This window comes from Streptomyces sp. NPDC005799, from assembly GCF_040630525.1.
Taxonomy (GTDB): Bacteria; Actinomycetota; Actinomycetes; order Streptomycetales; family Streptomycetaceae; genus Streptomyces; species Streptomyces griseorubiginosus_B.
In genome coordinates this window covers 121,355-141,421 of the sequence record NZ_JBEXXQ010000004.1, presented here as the reverse complement: position 1 = coordinate 141,421, position 20,067 = coordinate 121,355, and the positions used below count along the sequence as shown (strand labels likewise).

General features: G+C 70.0%; 20 protein-coding genes. 11 read left to right on the top strand and 9 right to left on the bottom strand.

Annotated features, from left to right (window positions below; all coding sequences use genetic code 11):
• Positions 1-31: 31 nt before the first annotated feature.
• Complete coding sequence (locus ABZ453_RS06005; RefSeq protein ID WP_359011969.1) at positions 32-724, top strand: DUF1707 domain-containing protein; 693 nt, start codon at positions 32-34, stop codon at positions 722-724.
• Between the two features lie 113 nt (positions 725-837).
• The gene (locus ABZ453_RS06000; RefSeq protein ID WP_133044416.1) at positions 838-1,215 is read left to right on the top strand and encodes a WhiB family transcriptional regulator; all 378 of its coding nucleotides are present in this window, start codon (positions 838-840) and stop codon (positions 1,213-1,215) included.
• 72 nt (positions 1,216-1,287) lie between these two features.
• Here ABZ453_RS06000 and glpX read toward each other — a convergent pair whose 3' ends face one another.
• The gene (gene glpX / locus ABZ453_RS05995; RefSeq protein WP_356762174.1) at positions 1,288-2,322 is read right to left on the bottom strand and encodes a class II fructose-bisphosphatase; all 1,035 of its coding nucleotides are present in this window, start codon (positions 2,320-2,322) and stop codon (positions 1,288-1,290) included.
• A 127-nt stretch (positions 2,323-2,449) separates the two neighbouring features.
• On the opposite strand from glpX, the gene ABZ453_RS05990 reads away from it, so the two are divergent.
• Positions 2,450-2,971 carry a DUF4245 domain-containing protein gene (locus ABZ453_RS05990; protein WP_359011966.1) on the top strand — a complete coding sequence of 174 codons (522 nt, stop codon included), beginning with the start codon at positions 2,450-2,452 and terminating at the stop codon, positions 2,969-2,971.
• A gap of 66 nt (positions 2,972-3,037) precedes the next feature.
• On the opposite strand, the gene ABZ453_RS05985 is transcribed toward ABZ453_RS05990, so the two are convergent.
• The 3 genes from ABZ453_RS05985 to xseA all read right to left on the bottom strand — a co-directional run bounded on the left by ABZ453_RS05985 (position 3,038) and on the right by xseA (position 5,227).
• Complete coding sequence (locus ABZ453_RS05985) at positions 3,038-3,628, bottom strand: malonic semialdehyde reductase (protein WP_359011964.1); 591 nt, start codon at positions 3,626-3,628, stop codon at positions 3,038-3,040.
• A gap of 147 nt (positions 3,629-3,775) precedes the next feature.
• On the bottom strand, positions 3,776-4,009 hold the full coding sequence (locus ABZ453_RS05980) for an exodeoxyribonuclease VII small subunit (protein WP_133044420.1): 234 nt from the start codon (positions 4,007-4,009) through the stop codon (positions 3,776-3,778).
• Between the two features lie 9 nt (positions 4,010-4,018).
• Positions 4,019-5,227: an exodeoxyribonuclease VII large subunit gene (xseA, locus tag ABZ453_RS05975; RefSeq protein WP_359011962.1), complete on the bottom strand. Its 1,209-nt coding sequence runs from the start codon at positions 5,225-5,227 to the stop codon at positions 4,019-4,021.
• Positions 5,228-5,313: 86 nt separating this feature from the next.
• Here xseA and ABZ453_RS05970 point away from each other — a divergent pair, with 86 nt between their 5' ends.
• Together ABZ453_RS05970 and ppgK are read left to right on the top strand one after the other, a co-directional pair.
• Positions 5,314-6,324 (top strand): 4-hydroxy-3-methylbut-2-enyl diphosphate reductase, encoded by a 1,011-nt coding sequence (locus ABZ453_RS05970; protein WP_359011960.1) that lies wholly within the window; start codon positions 5,314-5,316, stop codon positions 6,322-6,324.
• A gap of 29 nt (positions 6,325-6,353) precedes the next feature.
• The gene (ppgK, locus tag ABZ453_RS05965) at positions 6,354-7,100 is read left to right on the top strand and encodes a polyphosphate--glucose phosphotransferase (protein WP_356762168.1); all 747 of its coding nucleotides are present in this window, start codon (positions 6,354-6,356) and stop codon (positions 7,098-7,100) included.
• Here the strand turns inward: ppgK and ABZ453_RS05960 are convergent.
• Positions 7,097-7,630: a DUF6542 domain-containing protein gene (locus ABZ453_RS05960; RefSeq protein WP_359011958.1), complete on the bottom strand. Its 534-nt coding sequence runs from the start codon at positions 7,628-7,630 to the stop codon at positions 7,097-7,099. The genes ppgK and ABZ453_RS05960 overlap by 4 nt on opposite strands.
• A 216-nt stretch (positions 7,631-7,846) precedes the next feature.
• Between ABZ453_RS05960 and ychF the strand changes: the two genes are divergently transcribed.
• On the top strand, positions 7,847-8,935 hold the full coding sequence (gene ychF, locus ABZ453_RS05955) for a redox-regulated ATPase YchF (RefSeq protein WP_359011956.1): 1,089 nt from the start codon (positions 7,847-7,849) through the stop codon (positions 8,933-8,935).
• Between the two features lie 87 nt (positions 8,936-9,022).
• Here ychF and ABZ453_RS05950 read toward each other — a convergent pair whose 3' ends face one another.
• From ABZ453_RS05950 to ABZ453_RS05940, 3 genes are all read right to left on the bottom strand, one after another.
• Positions 9,023-9,520: a peptidase inhibitor family I36 protein gene (locus ABZ453_RS05950; protein WP_359011954.1), complete on the bottom strand. Its 498-nt coding sequence runs from the start codon at positions 9,518-9,520 to the stop codon at positions 9,023-9,025.
• Positions 9,521-9,791: 271 nt separating this feature from the next.
• Positions 9,792-10,628: a GNAT family N-acetyltransferase gene (locus tag ABZ453_RS05945; RefSeq protein ID WP_359011952.1), complete on the bottom strand. Its 837-nt coding sequence runs from the start codon at positions 10,626-10,628 to the stop codon at positions 9,792-9,794.
• Positions 10,625-11,539: an alpha/beta hydrolase gene (locus ABZ453_RS05940; protein ID WP_359011950.1), complete on the bottom strand. Its 915-nt coding sequence runs from the start codon at positions 11,537-11,539 to the stop codon at positions 10,625-10,627. The genes ABZ453_RS05945 and ABZ453_RS05940 overlap by 4 nt, the downstream gene beginning before the upstream one ends.
• Before the next feature lie 520 nt (positions 11,540-12,059).
• On the opposite strand from ABZ453_RS05940, the gene ABZ453_RS05935 reads away from it, so the two are divergent.
• On the top strand, positions 12,060-12,962 hold the full coding sequence (locus ABZ453_RS05935) for an RNA polymerase sigma factor (protein ID WP_359011948.1): 903 nt from the start codon (positions 12,060-12,062) through the stop codon (positions 12,960-12,962).
• Between the two features lie 407 nt (positions 12,963-13,369).
• Here the strand turns inward: ABZ453_RS05935 and ABZ453_RS05930 are convergent, their stop codons facing one another.
• Entirely contained in the window at positions 13,370-14,278 is a 909-nt protein-coding gene (locus ABZ453_RS05930) for a LysR family transcriptional regulator (RefSeq protein ID WP_359011946.1), read from the bottom strand.
• Between the two features lie 77 nt (positions 14,279-14,355).
• Between ABZ453_RS05930 and ABZ453_RS05925 the strand changes: the two genes are divergently transcribed.
• The 4 genes from ABZ453_RS05925 to ABZ453_RS05910 all read left to right on the top strand — a co-directional run bounded on the left by ABZ453_RS05925 (position 14,356) and on the right by ABZ453_RS05910 (position 19,775).
• Positions 14,356-15,180 carry an oxidoreductase gene (locus ABZ453_RS05925; protein ID WP_359011945.1) on the top strand — a complete coding sequence of 275 codons (825 nt, stop codon included), beginning with the start codon at positions 14,356-14,358 and terminating at the stop codon, positions 15,178-15,180.
• A gap of 85 nt (positions 15,181-15,265) precedes the next feature.
• Entirely contained in the window at positions 15,266-17,491 is a 2,226-nt protein-coding gene (locus ABZ453_RS05920) for a DEAD/DEAH box helicase (RefSeq protein WP_359011943.1), read from the top strand.
• A 145-nt stretch (positions 17,492-17,636) separates the two neighbouring features.
• On the top strand, positions 17,637-18,875 hold the full coding sequence (locus ABZ453_RS05915) for a DUF4190 domain-containing protein (protein ID WP_359011942.1): 1,239 nt from the start codon (positions 17,637-17,639) through the stop codon (positions 18,873-18,875).
• 147 nt (positions 18,876-19,022) lie between these two features.
• Positions 19,023-19,775, top strand: a complete 753-nt coding sequence (locus ABZ453_RS05910) for a GntR family transcriptional regulator (RefSeq protein WP_359011940.1) — start codon at positions 19,023-19,025, stop codon at positions 19,773-19,775.
• The last annotated feature ends 292 nt before the right edge of the window (positions 19,776-20,067 follow it).

Below are 20,067 nucleotides of genomic sequence, written 5' to 3'. Positions count from 1 at the left end.
GCGATCTATCGTGTTTGGGTACGCTGCTGCCGTGGACCTTCAGAAGCACACCGAACCCGCCCCCGCGGCGCCGGAGCTGCGTGCCTCGGACGCCGACCGGGACCGTGTCGCCGACATCCTGCGCGAGGCCCTCGCCGAGGGCCGTCTGACCGCCGACGAGCACGCCGAGCGGGTGGAGGGCGTGCTCGCCGCCAAGACGGTCGGCGAGCTGGAGGTCTTCATACGGGACCTGCCGGCCGCCCACCGCCATCGCGCGGCCCCCGCCTTCGCCGCGGCCCCGAGCCGCCCCACCCTGGGTGCGATCCCGGTGGACCCGGACGACAACGTTGTGGCGGTGTTCAGCAGCGCCATGCGCAAGGGCCGCTGGCGGGCCGGCCGCCGTATCCACGCGTACGCGATCTTCGGAAGCGTGGAGATAGACCTCAGCGAGGCCCTCTTCGAGTACCAGCAGGTCGTGGTCAAGGCGGTCTCGGTCTTCGGCAACATCGAGGTACGCGTCCCGGAGAACGTGTCGCTGCGCGGCACCGGCGGTGGTGTGCTCGGCAACTTCGAGGTGGCTCCGCTGGATTCGTCCGACCCGGACGCCCCCGTCGTCTACGTCGACGGCTGGGCCGTGCTGGGCAACGTGGAGGCGCGGCCCAAGCGGGGCAAGCTCGTCGCCGACATCCTCGATCGCGTTCAGCGCAAGGTCGACCGGAGTTTGCGCAAACACCTGGGCCATTGACAAGTGTGAATCGTGGATTCCAGCGGTTCGGAACTCAGTGCATAGGCGCGCGCACAGCGGGTAGGGCTTGCTGCATCGTCTCTCGCTCGCGAAGCCGTCGTCAGGAGTAGACCGTGCTGCAACCGCCGCATACGTCCCTGCAGGTAGCTGCCGTACCGGCCCAGCGGGGGCCAGTGCGGGACAGGGACCAAGACGCTCCATGGCACACCGAGGCGGTGTGCCGGCGCGACGAGGCCGGCCTGTTCTTCGCCCCTTCCAAGGAACCCACCGCCGCCCGGCTCTCCCGCGAGGAGGCGGCCAAGCGGGTCTGCGCCCGCTGCCCGGTCATGGTCGAGTGCCGCGAACACGCCCTGCTGCAGCCCGAGCCCTACGGCGTCTGGGGCGGCCTGACCGCCGCGGAACGCCGCGTGGTCCTGGCCCGCCGCCGACGCCGCGAGATGGAGCTGAAGAAGGCCGCGCGGGCGCAGGGCCGTATAGCGCAGGCGGGCTAGCCGCGAGACGCACGTGAGCCGGGCGCCCCCTCCGCACCAGGGGGCGCCTCCGTGTTCACGTGCCCGCCGCCGCTACTTGGCCCGGTCGAAGTCGATCGCGCTGTAGGCCCGCAGCTTGCTCAGCCGGTGGTCGGAGGCGATCCGCCGGACCGTGCCCGACTTCGAGCGCATCACGATCGAGTCGGTCGTCGCGGTCTCCGAGCGGTACCGCACCCCGCGCAGCAGCTCGCCGTCGGTGATCCCGGTCGCGACGAAGAACACGTTCTCCCCGGAGACCAGGTCGTCGGTCATCAGCACCCGGTCCAGATCGTGCCCGGCGTCGATCGCCCGCTGCCGCTCCGCGTCGTCCTTCGGCCACAGCTTGCCCTGGATGGTCCCGCCCAGGCACTTCACCGCGCAGGCCGAGATGATCCCTTCCGGCGTACCGCCGATGCCGAGCAGCATGTCGACGCCGGTGCCCTCGCGCAGCGCGTAAATGGACCCGGCGACATCACCGTCGGAGATCAGCTTGATGCGCGCGCCCGCCTCCCGGATCTCCTTGATGATCCCCTCGTGCCGCGGCCGGTCCAGGATCACCACCGTCACGTCCTCCGGGGTCGACCGCTTGGCCTTGGCGACCCGCCGGATGTTCACGGACACCGGCGCGTCGATGTCGACGAAGTCCGCCGCCTCGGGCCCGGTGACCAGCTTGTCCATGTAGAACACGGCCGACGGGTCGAACATCGACCCGCGGTCGGCGGCCGCCAGCACGGCGATCGCGTTCGGCATGCCCTTGGCCGTCAGGGTCGTGCCGTCGATCGGGTCGACGGCGATGTCACACTCCGGCCCCGTGCCGTCTCCGACACGCTCCCCGTTGAAGAGCATCGGCGCCTCGTCCTTCTCGCCCTCGCCGATGACCACGATGCCGTTCATCGACACCGTGTGGACGAGGGTCCGCATGGCGCGCACCGCGGCACCGTCGGCGCCGTTCTTGTCGCCCCGCCCGACCCAGCGGCCGGCGGCCATCGCGGCGGCTTCGGTCACCCGGACGAGTTCCAGGGCGAGGTTGCGGTCGGGGGCTTCGCTGGGGACTTCGAGCTCGGACGGCAGGTGATGATGCTCGGTCATCGAGGCGCACCTTTCTGATACGACGACGGCCGGATGAGGGTTCGACTCTCGACTCTATCGTCAGTCCGACAAAATGAGCAGGGGACCCCACGGATGAGCGGACCGGGCACCTGCGACGATAGGGGGCGTGGCAGGTTCGAACGGCAAGCAGAAAACGGTCCGGGACATGATCCTCTCCCTGGGCCTGATCGGGATCGCGGCGGCGCTCATCTACGTGTTCATCCCGCACGACGACTCCGCTCCCGACATCCCCCGGGTGGACTACCGCGTCGAGCTCCTCACGGCGCGCCGTTCCGCGGCCTACCCGGTGGCCGCCCCCGAGGGCCTGCCGACGGCCTGGAAGGCGACCTCGGTCCGCTTCGACGGCGCGAACTCCGACGCCTGGCACCTGGGCTTCCACGCCCCCGACGGTCAGTACGTGCAGATCGAGCAGTCCACTCAGAAGCCGTCGGAGTTCATCGACCAGGCCACCCAGGGCGCGACGGCCACCAAGAACACCCAGCGGATCGACGGCCGGACCTGGACCCGCTACACCGGCGGCCGCTACCACGCCCTGGTGCTGCCCGCCAAGGGCTCGACCACCGTGGTCGCGGGCACCGGCTCCTTCCAGCAGCTGACCGAGATGGCGCGGGCCCTGAAGACGTCGTGACCGCATCCGAGCGCGCGAGAGGCCCCCGGCGACACCGCCGGGGGCCTCTCGTCGTACGGAACCCGCTCAGACCGAGGTGACGACCTGCTCGTACTCCAGGCGCGGGGAGCGCGGGAACCAGGCGTCCTCGCCCGGCTTGCCGATGTTGACGACCATCAGCGGGGTGTGGTCGTCGTCCAGGAACTCCTTCTGGATGCCCGCGAGGTCGGCGCCGGTCATCGGGCCGGCGGCGAGGCCGGCGGCGCGCACGCCGATGATGAAGTAGGCGGCCTGCAGGGCGGCGTTCAGGCCGGCGTTCTTCTCACGGGCCTCGCGGCTGCCGGCGAACATGTCCTTGGCCTGCGGGAAGTGCGGGAAGAGGTGCGGCAGCTCCTCGTGGAACTCGTTGTCCGCGGAGAGGATCGCGACCAGCGGGGCGGCGGCGGTCTTCTTCTGGTTGCCCTCGGCCAGGTGCTTCACCAGACGCTCACGGGCCTCGGCGGAGCGGACCAGCGTGACCCGCAGCGGTGACTGGTTCATGGACGTCGGGCCGTACTTGACCAGGTCGTAGATCGCCTGCACCTGCTCTTCGGTCACCGGCTCGTCGGTGAAGGTGTTCGCGGTGCGGGCCTCACGGAACAGCAGGTCCTGGGCGGCGGGGTCGAGAACGAGAGACATGCGGGATCTTCCTCGGGGTGGCGTCGGACTCCGTACCGGACCGCGGTCCGGATAGGCTGACGTGACGAAGGTACGCCAAGGAATTTCAAGCTTCAACAAAAACCGGGGCCCGGGTGATCCGCTTCACAAGAACCCGTCCGTGTACGGCTACTCGCCTTCCTCGTCCCCGGCCTCTTCCTCCTCCGCCAGCGCCGCGTCCAGCCGGGCCCGCGCCCCGTCCAGCCAGCGCCGGCAGACCTTGGCCAGCTCCTCGCCCCGCTCCCACAGCGCCAGGGACTCCTCCAGCGTCGTCCCGCCGGCCTCCAGCCGTCGTACGACCTCGATCAGCTCGTCCCGGGCCTGCTCGTACCCGAGCGCCTCTTCCGCCACCTTGCTGCTCATCCGCCCACCCTAGACATCGACTCGTACGGAGAACTCACCCTCGGAGACCCGTGCCCGCAACGGCTCCTGAGCCGTCACCTCGGCCGGGTCCCGCACCACGTGGCCGTCGGCCTTCTGCAGCACGGCGTAACCGCGCTTCAGAGTGGCGGCGGGGGAGAGGGCCACCACGCGGGCGTGCGTGTGCGTCAGTTCGGAGTCGGCGCGGTCGAGGAGATGACCGAGGGTCCGCCGGGACCGCTCGACCAGCGAGGCCACATGGTCGGCCCGTTCGTCGATCATCCGGTGCGGATCCTCTATCGAGGGCCGCGCGAGGGCGTGCGCGAGCCCCCGCTCCTCCCGCTCGACGAAGGCCTCCACGCACCGCCGCGCCCGGTCCCGCAGCTGCCGCACCCGCTCGTACTCCTCCCCGACGTCCGGTACGACCTTCTTGGCCGCGTCGGTCGGCGTGGAGGCCCGCAGGTCGGCGACGTAGTCGAGAAGGGGGTTGTCCGGCTCGTGGCCGATGGCCGACACCACCGGCGTACGGCACTCGGCGACCGCGCGCACCAGCTGCTCGTCGGAGAAGGGCAGCAGATCCTCCACGCTGCCGCCGCCGCGCGCGACGATGATCACATCCACGTCGCCCAGCTCGTCGAGTTCCTTCACCGCCTGTACTACCTGCGGGACGGCGTGCACGCCCTGGACGGCGACGTTGCGCACCTCGAAGCGGACGGCGGGCCAGCGGTGCCGGGCGTTCTCCAGCACGTCCCGCTCGGCCGCCGAGGCCCGTCCGCACACCAGCCCGATCAGCTGCGGCAGAAACGGCAACGGCTTCTTCCGCTCCGCCGCGAACAGGCCCTCGGCGGCCAGTGTCTTCTTCAACTGCTCCAGCCGCGCGAGCAGTTCACCGACCCCGACGGGCCTTATCTCGGCGGCGCGCAGCGAGAGCTGGCCACGGGGCGCGTACCACTCGGGCTTGGCGTACACGACCACGCGCGCGCCCTCGCTCACGATGTCGGCCACCGCGTCGAACGTCTGCCGATAACAGGTGACCCCGATCGAGATGTCGTACGAGGGGTCGCGCAGTGTCAGGAACACCACCCCGGCGCCGGGCCGTCGCGACAACTGCGTGATCTGCCCCTCGACCCAGACAGCCCCCAGCCGGTCGATCCACCCGCCGATGAGCCGCGACACCTCACCGACGGGCAGGGGAGTCTCCGCGGACGTGTTGAGAGCCATGCCGCGAGGGTAACGGCCACGACTGACACCCCGGGCCGGCGCCGTCGACCGGACATGATCTTCGGCCTCCCGGGCGCGGCCTTACGATGGTTCGCATGACCGCTTCGCCTGGCCGCCGTGTCCTGCTCGCCGCCCCCCGGGGCTACTGCGCGGGTGTGGACCGCGCCGTGATCGCCGTCGAGAAAGCCCTGGAGCAGTACGGGGCTCCGATCTATGTCCGGCACGAGATCGTGCACAACAAGTACGTGGTGCAGACCCTGGAGAAGAAGGGCGCGATCTTCGTCGAGCGCACGGAGGAGGTCCCCGAGGGGAACATCGTGATGTTCTCCGCGCACGGCGTGGCCCCGGTCGTGCACGAGGAGGCCGAGCGCGGCAGGCTGGCCACCATCGACGCGACCTGCCCGCTGGTCACCAAGGTCCACAAGGAAGCCGTCCGCTTCGCCAAGGAGGACTACGACATCCTCCTGATCGGGCACGAGGGCCACGAGGAGGTCATCGGCACCTCCGGCGAGGCCCCCGACCACATCACGCTGGTCGACGGCCCCGGCGACGTCGCCCAGGTCGAGGTCCGCGACCCCTCCAAGGTCGTGTGGCTCTCCCAGACCACGCTCTCCGTCGACGAGACCATGGAGACCGTCGACGCCCTCAAGGAGAAGTTCCCGCAGCTGATCTCCCCGCCCAGCGACGACATCTGCTACGCCACCCAGAACCGTCAGCTCGCGGTGAAGCAGATGGGCGCCGAGGCGGACCTGGTCATCGTCGTCGGCTCCCGCAACTCCTCCAACTCCAAGCGCCTTGTCGAGGTGGCCAAGCTGGCCGGCGCCCGCGAGGCCTACCTGGTGGACTTCGCCGACGAGATCGACGAGGCCTGGCTGGAGGGCGTCTCCACGGTCGGCGTGACCTCCGGCGCCTCCGTCCCCGAGGTCCTGGTCGAGCAGGTCCTTCAGTGGCTGTCCCAGCGCGGCTTCGAGGACGTGGAGATCGTCAAGGCGGCCGAGGAGTCCATCACCTTCTCGCTGCCCAAGGAACTCCGCCGTGACCTCCGCGAGGAGGCGGCGGCACTGATCGCCGAGCGCACCGCAACCTCGGCCGAGTGACCGCCAGTCGTCCGTCGTAACGTAGGGCCATGCAGATCTTCGGCGTTGACATCGGCGGATCCGGGATCAAGGGCGCCCCTGTTGATCTCGACAGGGGCGACCTGGCCCAGGAGCGGTTCAAGGTGCTCACCCCGCACCCTTCGACACCCGACAGCGTGGCCGACGGGGTCAAGCTGGTCGTCGACCAGTTCGGGTGGACCGGCCCGGTGGGCCTGACCTTCCCGGGCGTGGTCACGGACGGCTCCCACATCCGTACGGCGGCGAACGTCGACAAGAGCTGGGTCGACACGGACGCGCGCGCGTTGTTCAGCGAGCGCCTCGGCGGCCTCCCGGTGACGGTGGTCAACGACGCGGACGCGGCGGGCGTCGCCGAGATGCACTTCGGCGCCGGCAAGGACCGCAAGGGCGTGGTCATCCTGCTGACCTTCGGCACCGGCATCGGCAGCGCCCTGTTCGTCGACGGAATCCTCGTCCCCAACAGCGAACTCGGCCACCTCGAACTGCACGGCCACGACGCGGAGAAGCGCGCCTCCAGCAAGGCCAAGGACGACGAGGAACTCTCCTGGGAACACTGGGCGCACCGCGTCCAGAAGTACCTCGCCCACGTCGAGATGCTCTTCTCGCCCGACCTGTTCATCATCGGCGGCGGCGTCAGCCGCAAGGCACAGAAGTTCCTGCCCCACATCGAGGGCATCGCGGCGGAGATCGTCCCGGCCCAGCTGCAGAACAACGCGGGCATCGTGGGCGCGGCGATGCACGCGGCGACGGACGGCTAGCGGAACGGGTCGTTCCGATACCGGAGCGCCTGCCGGCGCCGCAGGGCGATCTTGCGCACGGTGACGATCACCCCCGCGACCAGCGTCCCCCCGTACAGCCACAAGGCCTGCGTGGCGAGTGCCGTCACCAGGCCCATCAGGCGGCCCAGCAGCCCGCCGCCACCGTCGTCGGCGATCGGCAGCAGGCCCACCGCGAAGGCGATCGGTACGACGACGGGCGCGCTCACCAGGTCGTTTCTGCGCACCCAGACCGCCGTCAGCAGGCACACCGGCAGGAACAGCACGCCGTAGAAGGCCGTCGAGGACCCGAAGAGCAACGCGTCCAGGCAGCCCAGCACGAGCATCGCCGTCCCGCTGAACAGACCGCCGCCCAGCCCGGTCAGCCGCGGGTTCGGCAGCCGCCGCACCGCCTCGTCCGGCGGCGGGCCCGGCTGCCGCGACGCCGGACGGGCGCCCGGACGTCGCTGCGCGGGACGGGCGCCGGCCTCCGCGGCACCGCCGTGCGCCGCATGCGGGGGCAGCGGGGGCATGCCGCGTCGCGTTCCGTCGTGCGGGGGTCGCGTCCTGTGTTGCTCCACACGACCAACCTAGGTCGGTTTATGTGCCGAATCGCGTCTCGGACACGCCGGAGGGCAGAGCTTGGCCATGCGTTCGATCGGTCGCCGGAGCGGGGTCGGGCACGCCGTAGACTGGGGGATCGGCCCAGCCTCGCCAGTCCCCTCCTCTCACGTACGGGAAGTCGCAACGTGTCGCTCACGATCGGAATCGTCGGTCTGCCGAATGTCGGCAAGTCGACCCTGTTCAACGCCCTGACCAAGAACGACGTGCTCGCGGCCAACTACCCGTTCGCCACCATCGAGCCGAACGTGGGCGTGGTCGGCGTCCCCGACGCGCGCCTCACCAAACTGGCCGAAATCTTCTCCTCGCAGCGCGTCCTGCCGGCGACCGTCGACTTCGTCGACATCGCGGGCATCGTGCGCGGCGCCTCCGAGGGCGAGGGCCTGGGCAACAAGTTCCTCGCGAACATCCGTGAGTCCGACGCGATCTGCCAGGTCATCCGCGCCTTCAAGGACGAGAACGTCGTCCACGTCGACGGCAAGGTCTCGCCGAAGGACGACATCGAGACGATCAACACCGAGCTGATCCTCGCCGACCTCCAGACCATCGAGAAGGTCCTGCCGCGCCTGCAGAAGGAGTCGCGGATCAAGAAGGACATCGCGCCGAAGGTGAAGGCCGTCGAGGAGGCCAAGGAGATCCTGGAGAAGGGCGACACGCTCTTCGCGCACGGCATCGTCCAGGGCAGCGAGCGCGCCGAGCCCCTGCACGACCTCCACCTCCTGACGACCAAGCCCTTCCTCTACGTCTTCAACGTCGACGAGGACGAGTTGGTCGACGAGGACTTCAAGAACGAGCAGCGCGCCCTGGTCGCCCCCGCCGAGGCGATCTTCCTCAACGCCAAGCTGGAGGCGGACCTCGCCGAACTCGACGAGGACGAGGCGCTGGAGCTGCTCCAGTCCGTCGGCCAGGACGAGCCCGGCCTCGCGACCCTGGCCCGCGTCGGCTTCGACACCCTCGGCCTGCAGACCTACCTCACGGCCGGCCCGAAGGAATCCCGCGCCTGGACCATCAAGAAGGGCGCCACCGCCCCCGAGGCCGCCGGCGTCATCCACACCGACTTCCAGAAGGGCTTCATCAAGGCGGAGGTCATCTCCTTCGACGACCTGGTGGAGACCGGCTCGGTCGCCGAGGCCCGCGCGAAGGGGAAGGCGCGGATGGAGGGCAAGGACTACGTGATGCAGGACGGGGACGTGGTGGAGTTCCGCTTCAACGTGTAGCGGGTGACATACCACCACTTCTCTCGTCCGGCAGACGTGCCGGTCACACGGGGTCTGGCCCCTCGGGGCCAGACCCCTGCATTCGTGTCAGTCCCGATCGCTCACCCAATGGCAGGTGAAAGTACTGACGTTCGAGTGAGAACACGCGAGGTACTGGCCGACACTGACTGACGTCAGAGAGTCATTGTAGTCACCGTCGAGATTCATCCACTGATGCGGATGCACCACAATCGGACCCCATGGGTGCTTGTTCTGTGTGTAACCGTTGTAGTTCCCGTCCGCATAAAGGAACATGTTCTGATCCGTATTGTTCGCGATCGATGACACGGCGTCGTTCACGTCCTTGCCATTGGTGAACTTGGATCCTCGGAGATCTTCGATGCCACCCGTGTAGCCGCTCATCTTGGGATTGATCCTCGGCAGGACAGCGGCGGATCCAGTGAGCCCCGAGTTCTCGTACAGGCAGACATACCCGTCCTGACATTGCCATGCCGCTTGCGCTTCCGCGGGGAGCACGATCAGCGTTCCGGCGATTGCCAGGCCAGTGGCGAGAGCCGCCTTGAAGGCCGTGTGTCGTTTGTTCATTTACGCCCCAGTCATAGGTGCGCCATCGCCGGCAGTCAACGCCACCGCAATAGCGAATGAAGGTTTGTCGCATAATCGGTTCCGAGTGGGCGGAACCCATAGAATTTCTGCGTCGATCCAGTGGAAGGCGGACGCCACACCCCCGGAAGGCGCACATGGGAGTCACCCGTCGGCCCACCCCATCGGCATCTCATCCCGCCGGCACGGCGCGTATGACGCCGCCTTCCCAGCCGACCTGACCCGTGACGCCCATGATCTGGGCGCCCGTGATCTACACGTGCCGGAGCCAGGTGACCCGGTCGTAGAGCGGCTCGAAGCCGGTGCGGAGCATGTTGTGGAGGGATGTGTTGTGCTCGCCAGGGCCCTGCGCGCCGGTCTCGGCGACGAGCCATCGGCAGCCGGCATCTCGGGCCGCCCGGGTGCGGGCGGTGAGCAGAGCCGACTGGGCGCCCCGACCACGCCCTTCGGGAAGGGTGGCTCCGCCGAACATGTCGGCGCAGTCTCCGTTGAGGAAAACGCTCCCGACCGCGATGATCCGCTCGCCCTCCCAGACGGCGTACTGCCGCCAGTTCGGTCTGCCCACGCAGGACGCGGCCGTGTCGATCATGCCTGGCGTGCCGAACCCGAAAGTGGTCATCATGACCGTGGCCCACTCCTGTGCCTGGTGGGGCTCGACGGGGCCGACCCGCAGGCCCGAAGCCAGCGGGGTGACGCCGGAGGTGGGGGCCGAGGCGACGTCCGTCTCGCACCACAGTTTGGTGTATCGGCCGCCCTCGGTGAGATTCCACCTCTTTGCTGTCGAGGCCCAGTCGGGTGGCAGCAGGGGCGGGCCGATCATGAACGCGCCCTGGGAAACCCCCTGCCGGCGGTAGAAGTCGCACACCTCGCCCACCACGTCCTCGGTGACACTCTCCCGGTCGTCGAACCCGCCCGCCCGGTTGAAGAAGCCGCTCGCATCCTGGCGCACGGCCAGAACGGACGCCGGACCGACGGACAGCGCATTGACGCCCAGTGCCTGCCGCAAGGGTGTCGGAGCGCCGCTCATGAAGTCGACGTAGGCCAGGATCTCGGTCTGCTCGGCCAGGCCGACCGGCACAACGCGGCTCATGCCCGCACTCCCTCTTGCTCGTCATCGCCCCCTGACTGTCCGGTGCGCACGAAGTCCAGCACGGCGTCGACGAATGCTTCCGGCTCCTCGATGTGCCCGAAGTGGCCGCTCCCGGGCATCTCGCACAGTCGGGAGTGTGGCAGCGCGGCGGCCATCTCGTATGCGTAGCGGGTCGGGCAGATGAAGTCATGGGTGCCGACGATCACCAGGGCCGGCACGTCGATCTCCTGGAGTTGGCTTCGTACGTCCCACTCGACCTTCAGCCGGTTGGGGTCGTGGGTCACCTGGAGGTCGAGCTCGCCGACCCGCTCCACCGTCTCGCGGTAGTCGGCGAAGTACGCGGGCAGGATGGCGCCCAAAAAGCGCCGGTGCGACTCGTCGTCGGTGATCTCCAGGGTCCGTGACACCTCGGATGCGTCCCACATCCGACCCGCCTCGACCGCCTCCGGTCGGTCGGACCAACGTTCGACGAAGACCGCCATCTCCTGGGTCGCCGTGTCCATCAGCTCCTGCCCGTACACGGGTGCGGTGTCGTAGAGGATCAGGCCGTCGACGCGGTCGGCGTGATCGATGGCCATCTGGAGGGCGACGAAGCCACCGTGGGAATGGCCGAGGAAGTACGCGCCGGGGGCCTCGATGTCGTCGAGTACCGCCACGGCGAAGTCGGCGTAGCGGGGCATCGAGTAGTCCCCGTCCGGCAGCAGGTCGCTGTCGCCGGCTCCGATGGGATCCAGGTAGACCATGGTCAAGTGCTTCTCCAGGGCCGGCATGCGCAGATACGCGGGGTGGACGCCGGGACCGCCGGACTGGACAACGCACAGAGGGCCTTCACCGGCGACTCTGTACACCTGGCGGACGCCGTCGACCACGGTCTGGGCCTTGCCGTTGGGAACGTGATGGGTTGTGTTCACACCCGCACGATGCGGTGAGGCCCCGGAAAGTTCGATCCGCTTCAGAACTCGTCCGCCGCATGCGGAGGGGAGCGTGAGACCGATCACATCCATTGAATGCGTGTGACACTCTCGTTCTTTTTTGTGGCGCATGGGCGTTCCGGGACGGGAGGCGACGCTCCGGGCTGCAGAAGGTTCCGCAAGGTAGGGCTGATGCCGGCGGGCCGGGCGAGCCGGTCGACCCTCGTGCGGCTGATACGACGTCTGCCGGGCCGGACGTGCACACCCCACGGGTGCTCGGAGGCGGACGAGTTCGCCGAAACCACGCCCCCCGGCGTGACGTCGCGCGCATCGAGCTGCCCGCCCAGCTTGCCGCCGACCTTGCGCTCTGACCGCGCACCGCCCCGAACTCGTCGCGGACCAGGTGCGGATGGTCTGCCTGAACACAGGTTCACGTGCGCGGCTTTGGAAATTCGTCCTGTTCTAGAGTGACAGAATGTTGAGTTTCCGGACGGACGGCCTACCACGAGACTCCGAATTGGTGCACGCGGCACAGGCCGGCGACGCGAGCGCTCTTGGGCTGCTCCTCGCCAGGCACGAGGCGGGCATGTACGCCGTGGCACTGTCCCTGCTCGGACACAGCCACAGTGCCGAGGACGCCGTCCAGGAAGCGGCGATCATCGCGCTACGGCGTATCGGCGACGTGCGAGATCCGGAGGCAACCGGTCCGTGGTTACGGGCGATCGTACGTAACGTATGCCGGTCCCAGCTCCGGAAGAAGTCCGCGATTCCCATGGCCGATTTCGCGTTCGCTGACTCGAAGGACTCGTTGTCCGCCCCTCCCGACCCCGCGGAAATCCTTGATCGGCACGTGCTACGAGACTGGATCTGGAGTGCGCTGGAAGAGCTGACGTCCACTTTGCGGCTGGTGGCGATGCTGCGCTACTTCACCGACGTCACGTCGTACGAAGACATCGCGTCTCTGTGCGGCGTCCCCGTGGGCACCGTGCGCAGCCGACTCAGCCAAGTACGGACGAAGCTGACGCAAACGCTCGCGGATACGTCGGACCGGGCGCACCACGATGCGGGCAGGCTGACGTCGATGCACCGCGGCCTCGCAGAGGAGACCCTGGCATCCGCCCATCGCGGGGACATCCGATCCGCGCTCCTCGAACAGTGGTCTTCACGCGCCGAGATGACCTGGCCCACCGGTTTGCGCAGCGACATCGGGCGGCTACCGATCGCGTTCGAGCGTGACCTCTCGGACGGTGTCCGCCAGGAGCTTCGGAACGTAGTGGCCAGCCGTGAGGTCGTCATCTGGGAGTCCGCGCTCGTCAGCCCTCCGGAAGACCCGTTCCACTGCCCTCCGAGCGTCGTCTGGGTGCACTTCATGGACGAAGGCGTGATCAACAGGATCCGTCTGTACCACCCGCGCCGCCGATAGAGGTCCTCGATCGATCGAACTCTGGCGCCACTGCCCGCATCCCGTGTGTATGAGCGCCAAGAACGGTGTCCCGCGTCGGGATTCCACATACTTCACCAGCAGCATGTGCCTGTCGGGAACGCAGATGAGCGATATGGGCCGGATCATCGAGGAACGCGAAGACCGGCGAATCCATGTTGGCGTTCAGTCGTCGTCGCCGCTTACAAAAAGCCCATGACGACCTCCTGCAATCGGAACGACTCCCGCTGCGTACGTCAGGAACAGCATGGGCGTGGACCAGCATGATCGGCCCGGTGATCAGGTGTCCCCCAGACCTCAGGCATCGATCACTGGCCACGCTGAATGAGCTCACTGTTCCGTCCGTCCTCCGGCAGATCGAGCGCGCGGCCTGACCGGCGACCGGCGGATCAGCCTCCCCGCGCCACCCGCCGGCACGCCTCGACGTACCCCGCCACCAGTGCCCGCCGGTCCTCCCGGCGCCACGCCAGCACATAACGGCTCGGGCCCAGTCCGCGCACCGGGCGGGTCACCACGCCGCCCATGGTGACCAGCGGGACGTTGCCCGTGGCCACCAGGCACACCCCCAGGCCGGCGACCAGGGCCTCGTACGTCTCCTCCGTGCTGGCGATCTCCGCGCCCACCCGGGGCGGGCGGCCACCGCGTTCCTCGAGCGCCAGCCAGTGGTCGCGCAGGGGGCCCGCGCTGGGCGGCAGGGCGAGGAAGGGCTCGTCGGCGAGGTCCGCGAAGTCGATCTCGGGGCGGGCGGCGAGGGGGTGGGTGTCGGGGAGGGCGACCAGGCGGGGCTCCTCGGCGACCACCGTCCAGGCGTACCGCTCCTGGTCGGGCAGGGGCAGCCAGACGAACGCCACGTCCGCCTCGCCGTCCGCGAGCCCCGCCGTCGGATCCTCCCAACTGACCTGACGCAGCCGGACCGTGGCCCCGGGGTGCGCCGCCGTGAAGCGGGAGCGGATCGCCGGGAGCAGACCGCCACGGCCGGGGCTGGTGCTCATCCCCACGACCAGTGTGCTGCGCAGCGCGGTTCGCGCCTCCCGCATCGCCGACGCGCCCTCCGCCCACGCCTCGATCACCCTCCGGGCGTGCGGCAGCAGTTCCGCGCCGGCTGGGGTCAGCTCCACACCCTGCCGGTCCCGGCGCAGCAGTTGCACCCCCAACTGCCGCTCCAGCGCCCGGATCTGCTTGCTCAGGGCGGGCTGGGAGACGTACAGCCGTTCGGCCGCGCGGGTGAAGTGCAGTTCCTCGGCGACCGTGACGAAGTAGCGCAGGTCGCGTACATGGACGTCCGTCGTCATAACCATCGGTTGTCAGCGTAGGTCTTGGACGGGCCGTGGGCGCCGGGAGCAGCCTGGACGCGGACCGATTCAGGAGAGGTGTCATGAACAAGGTGTGGCTGATCACCGGTGCGAGCAGCGGACTCGGGCGGGCCCTCGCGGAGGCGGCGGTCGCCGACGGCGACGTGGTGGTGGGCGCCGCGCGGCGGCCCGAGGGCCTCGACGATCTCGTCGCCGCGCACCCCGACCAGGTGGAGGCCCTGCGGCTGGACGTCGCCGACGTCTCCGCCGCCGAGCCGGCCGTACGGGACGTGATCGCACGGCACGGACGGATCGACGTACTGGTCAACAACGCGGGCCGGGGGCACGTCGGTGCCTTCGAGGAGACCACGGACGTCGAACTGCGCGACCTGTTCGACGTGCACGTGTTCGGGCCCGCTGCGCTCGTGCGGGCCGTGCTGCCGTCCATGCGGGAGCGGCGCTCGGGGGCCGTCGTGCAGATGAGCAGCATGGGCGGGCAGATGTCCTTCCCCGGCTTCTCGGCGTACAGCGGCACCAAGTTCGCCCTGGAGGGCATGTCCGAGGCGCTCGCGGGCGAGGCCGCCGAGTTCGGCGTCAAGGTGCTGATCGTCGAGCCGGGGGCCTTCCGGACCTCGCTCTACGAGGGCACACGGGCCAGCGCCGACGGCGGCGCCTACGCCACGGTGGGCGGCACGCGCGCGATGGTCGACGCCGGCTTCGACGAGCACGCCGGCGACCCGGCCAAGGCGGCCGCGCTCGTCCTGCGCGCCCTGGAGTCGGACCGCACCCCCCTGCGCCTGCCCCTCGGCGACGACGGAGTGAGCGCGGTCCTGGGCCACCTGGACCAGGTGCGCGAGGACGTCACAGCGTGGGAGAAGCTGACCCGGCGGACGGGGTTCGGGGACTGAGCCCCCCGTTGTCCACAGGCCGCCCCGTTGTCGGTCCCCGGTGCCAAGATGTGCGTACCGGGCTGGACGGCGGGCGAGGGGCGGCATGGTGGACGTGGGGGAGGCGCGGACCGCGCCGGTGGGGCGGCGGGCGCGGGAGGTGTGCGCGCGGGGCACACGGCTGTACGACGCCGCCCGGACCGTCCTCGAGGACCACACCCGCGCCCTCGAAGCGGTCCGCTCCGCGCTCGCCCCGCTGCGGGACGAACTGGTCGCCAAGGAGCTGGAGTCGATCCCCGTCGCCCGCCTCAAGGACGCCACCGAGGGCCGGCTGCGGCTCGCGGCCGTGGAGGCGGCCGGGCTCACCACGGTGCGGTCGGTGTACGAGGCCGGACGCTTCCAGCTGCGGCAGATCCCCGGCGTCGGCGCCCAGACCGCCGACCAGGCCCTGGCCGCCGCGGGGCAGATCGCGCGGGCGGTCGAGGAGACCGTGTCGGTCCGCATCGACGTGGACCGCCCCGAACCCCGGACCACCGCCCTCGTCGTCGCCCTGCACCGCCTCGTCGAGGCCGGCCCGGAGCTGCGCAGGGCCGTGGACACCGCCGCGCAGCTCGACGGCGCCCTGCGCGAGCTGCTGCCCGCGGCCCGCCCCGCCACCGGCCGCCTCCGTCTCGCCCTCGCCGGACGCCGCCGCAAGGAGGCCGCCCTCGAGGCGACGGCGCGGCTGAGCGAGCTGGTGGCCGACGCGGCCGCGAAGGGCACCCCGCTCCAACTGGCCCAGGCCTCCACCGACCTGCTGCGCGGCCCGGCGTCCGACATCGAGGCCTGGGTCGACTTCGAGCTGCGCTCCGCCGAGTACTACAGCCAGCTCGCCGAGGTCTCCGAGCACCGTACGGACGAGGCGGCCGCCGAGGGCTTCCTGCCCTCGGAGGTGGCCCGGCGCGTGCACGCCCAGCCGCTCGACGACACCCACCGCCGGGTCTCGCTGCGCGGCTACCAGTCCTTCGGCGCCCGCTTCGCCCTCGCCCAGCGCCGGGTCGTCCTCGGCGACGAGATGGGCCTCGGCAAGACGGTCCAGGCGATCGCCGCCCTCGCCCACCTCGCGGCCCAGGGGCAGACCCACTTCCTGGTGGTGTCCCCGGCGAGCGTGCTGATCAACTGGACCCGGGAGATCCGCTCCCGCAGCACCCTGCGCGCGGTGCCCGTGCACGGCCCCGACCGGCAGGACGCGTACGCCGAGTGGCGTGAGCGGGGCGGTGTCGCCCTCACCACCTTCGACCTCCTGCACACCCTGCCGGCACCCGAAGGCACCGCTGCCGGAAGCAGAGCCACCGGCGGCACAGCCCTCGACGGCGCCGCTTGCGGGATGCTCGTCGTCGACGAGGCGCACTACGTCAAGAACCCCGACACCCGCCGCGCCCGCTCCATCGCCGCCTGGACGCGGGCCTGCGACCGTGTCCTGTTCCTCACGGGCACACCGATGGAGAACCGCGTCGAGGAGTTCCGCACCCTGGTCCGCTACCTCCAGCCCGACCTCGTGCCCGAGATCCACGACAGCCACGCCGTGGCCGGCCCGCATGTCTTCCGCAGATCCGTCGCACCCGCCTATCTGCGCCGCAACCAGCAGGACGTGCTCACCGAGCTGCCGGCGCTGCTGCAGACCGACGAGTGGGAGGAGTTCAGCGCCGCCGACCAGGACGCGTACCGCACGGCCGTCGCCGAGGGGAACTTCATGGCCATGCGCAGGGCCGCCTATGCCGACCCGGAGAAGTCCGCGAAGCTTCAACGGCTGGGCGAACTGGTCGCCGAAGCGGCGGCCAACGGCCTGAAGGTGGTCGTCTTCTCGTACTTCCGGGACGTCCTGGCCGCCGTTCAACAGTCGCTGGACGAGGACACGTTCGGGCCCATATCGGGCGGTGTCCCGGCCGCCCGCCGCCAGCGCCTGGTCGACGACTTCACGGCCGCCGACGGGCACGCCGTGCTGCTCGCACAGATCGAGGCCGGCGGCGTCGGCCTCAACCTCCAGGCCGCGTCCGTCGTCGTCCTGTGCGAGCCGCAGGTCAAACCGACTCTGGAGCACCAGGCCGTGGCCCGCGCCCACCGCATGGGTCAGGTCCGTCCGGTCCAGGTGCACCGCCTGCTCGCGACGGACAGCGTGGACGAACGCCTGCTGCGCATCCTCGAGAACAAGGACCGCCTCTTCGACGCCTACGCCCGCCGCAGCGACACCGCCGACGCCACCCCGGACGCGGTCGACATATCGGACGCCACCATCGCCCGGCGCATCGTGGAGGAGGAACAGCGCAGGCTGGCGGTCGAGAAGGCGGACTGAGGCGGGGCGGCCACCGTTCCACCCCCGCTCACCTCACGCTTACCATGCGCCCAGGCAGGTACGCCGGCGCAGCACGTCGGCGCGTACGCCTCGCCCGCCCCCGCGCGCACCCCCGGCGCCGCCCCGAAACAGGAGCACGGTACCCGTGTCCATACCCCCGCCCCCTGTGCCCCCGCAGCCGCAGGAGCCCCAAGGGCCTTACCCGCAGGGCCAGTTCCCGCAGCCGCCGTACGGGCAGCCGCCGTACCCTCAGGGGCCGTACGCTGCTCAGGGGCCGAACGCCCAGCCGTACCCGTACCAGCCCTGGGGGCAGGGATACAGCCCGTACAACCGGCCCGCGCCGGTCAACGGACTCGCCGTCGTCTCTCTCGTGCTCGGCATCCTGTGCTGCGTTCCGGCCGCCGGGCTGCTGTTGGGACTGATCGCGCTGGGGCAGATCCGGCGGACGGGGGAGCGGGGCAAGGGAATGGCCGTGACGGGCTCCGTGCTGTCCTCGCTCGGGATCGCCCTGTGGGTGCTGACGCTGGCCACGGGAGGCGTGTCCGATTTCTGGGACGGCTTCAAGGACGCCGCGAAGGACAACGGCAGTGCCTACACCCTGGCCAAGGGCGAGTGCTTCGACGTGCCCGGCGGCTCCCTGGAGGGCTTCACCTACGACGTCGACAAGGTGCCGTGCGACGGCAGGCACGACGGCGAGGTCTTCGCCGCGTTCGCGATGGGCGGATACCCGTCCTTCCCCGGGGACGCCAAGGTCAGCCAGGTCGCCGAGACCCGGTGCTACGCGCTGCGCTACACCTACGCCATGGACGCCTGGGCCGTACCCGTCGACGTGGACGTGTACTACCTGACGCCGACCCGGCAGAGCTGGCGGCTCGGCGACCGCGACGTCACCTGCGTGTTCGGCAACACCGACGAGACGGCCGGTCTCACCGGCTCACTGCGCAACGACGGCCGGTCGCTGAACGCCCATCAGCTCGCCTACCTGCGGGCCGTCAACCTCGGCAACGTGGCCCTCGACGGGCAGCCCGCCGTCAGCCCCGGGGAGGACCTGCGGGTCAACACGGCCTGGGCGGGGCGGGTGTCGGACGCGTTCACCAAGGAGGCCGGCCTGCTCCGACAGCACGCGTGGCCGACGGACGCGAAGAGCCCCGTCTCCGCCGTCGCCAAGGAGGTGGACTCCCTGGGCAAGCAGTGGGCGCAGGTCGCCGCGGCCACCGACGCGGACGGCTTCTACGCCGCCTACGGCCCGATCACGGTGCAGGAGTCCCCGCGCCGGTCGGTCACCGCCCGCAAGGCTCTGGGCCTCGCCACGACCCCACCCGCGACGGACGATCCGGGCGCCCAGGAGGCCGGCGGCGGAGGAGGTTCCGATGTCGAGGTGTGACGGCGGCCATAGCGGGGAGAAAGTGCCTGCGTAAAGGCTTCAGGGGCCGCATGTCACCACATCGAGTGATTCTCTGGCCTTTGCTTGCATGGCGGAACCCACGGTTGCCACGCTGTTGCTGTCTGTACAACCTGATGGGAGCGGCCTGTGACTTTCGGTGAGCAGCCGGCGTACCTGCGCGTCGCGGGTGATCTCCGCCAGAAGATCGCCAACGGATCGCTGCCACCGCACACCCGTCTCCCCTCCCAGGCCAGAATCCGCGAGGAGTACGGCGTCTCGGACACCGTGGCCCTGGAGGCGCGCAAGGTGCTGATGGCCGAGGGGCTGGTCGAGGGCCGCTCGGGCTCGGGGACGTATGTGCGCGAGCGGCCGGTGCCCCGCAGTGTCGCCCGCTCCGGCTTCCGCCCGGCCGGCGGGGCCACCCCCTTCCGTCAGGAGCAGGCGGACGCCGACGCGCGCGGCACCTGGGAGTCGAGCAGCGAGCAGACCGAGGCGAGCGGCGCCGTCGCCGAGCGCCTGTGCATCAGGCCCGGCGACCGTGTGATGTGCACGCGGTACGTGTTCCGGGAGGCCGGCGAGGCGATGATGCTCTCCACCTCCTGGGAGCCCCTCGCGGTCACCGGGCGCACCCCCGTGATGCTCCCCGAGGAGGGGCCGCTGGGCGGCATGGGCGTCGTCGAGCGCATGGCGGCGATCGACGTGATCGTGGACAACGTCACCGAGGAGGTCGGGGCCCGCCCCGGCCTCGCGGAGGAACTGCTCGCCCTGGGCGGCGTCCCGGGTCATGTCGTCATCGTCGTGCAGCGCACCTTCTACGCCTCGGGCCGCCCCGTGGAGACCGCCGACGTGGTGATCCCGGCCGACCGCTACCGGGTCGCGTACCACCTCCCGGTGAAATAGCGCACACCTTCACGGCGGTTACCCCCGGCAACCGTTCCCGGAGTCCCGCCGACCGCCCCTCGGAACCCGTTCCTCCGCCGCTGAAATCCGGACGTTCTCGCAGGTCGTCGCAGGTGCCTCTGGCATGTCGCCAACTGGATGCGCGCACGCCCGGAGGCGGCGCGTTCCTTTTCGCGCGCCCCCCTCGATCTGGCCGGTTGCGTACCTCTTTGTGAAAAGCCGTATTCGCTGCGTGAAGGTAAGGCGTAGGCTCGGGCATATGCGGATTGCGGTTTCCTTAGAGGGCGGGGGC

Coding starts and splice junctions, on each gene's coding strand:
- glpX (WP_356762174.1), bottom strand. CDS start 2,322: ATGACCGAGCATCATCACCTGCCGTCCGAGCTCGAAGTCCCCAGCGAA.
- ABZ453_RS05985 (WP_359011964.1), bottom strand. CDS start 3,628: ATGTCTCTCGTTCTCGACCCCGCCGCCCAGGACCTGCTGTTCCGTGAG.
- ABZ453_RS05980 (WP_133044420.1), bottom strand. CDS start 4,009: ATGAGCAGCAAGGTGGCGGAAGAGGCGCTCGGGTACGAGCAGGCCCGG.
- xseA (WP_359011962.1), bottom strand. CDS start 5,227: ATGGCTCTCAACACGTCCGCGGAGACTCCCCTGCCCGTCGGTGAGGTG.
- ABZ453_RS05970 (WP_359011960.1), top strand. CDS start 5,314: ATGGTTCGCATGACCGCTTCGCCTGGCCGCCGTGTCCTGCTCGCCGCC.
- ppgK (WP_356762168.1), top strand. CDS start 6,354: ATGCAGATCTTCGGCGTTGACATCGGCGGATCCGGGATCAAGGGCGCC.
- ABZ453_RS05960 (WP_359011958.1), bottom strand. CDS start 7,630: ATGCCCCCGCTGCCCCCGCATGCGGCGCACGGCGGTGCCGCGGAGGCC.
- ABZ453_RS05950 (WP_359011954.1), bottom strand. CDS start 9,520: ATGAACAAACGACACACGGCCTTCAAGGCGGCTCTCGCCACTGGCCTG.
- ABZ453_RS05945 (WP_359011952.1), bottom strand. CDS start 10,628: ATGAGCCGCGTTGTGCCGGTCGGCCTGGCCGAGCAGACCGAGATCCTG.
- ABZ453_RS05930 (WP_359011946.1), bottom strand. CDS start 14,278: ATGGTTATGACGACGGACGTCCATGTACGCGACCTGCGCTACTTCGTC.
- ABZ453_RS05925 (WP_359011945.1), top strand. CDS start 14,356: ATGAACAAGGTGTGGCTGATCACCGGTGCGAGCAGCGGACTCGGGCGG.
- ABZ453_RS05920 (WP_359011943.1), top strand. CDS start 15,266: ATGGTGGACGTGGGGGAGGCGCGGACCGCGCCGGTGGGGCGGCGGGCG.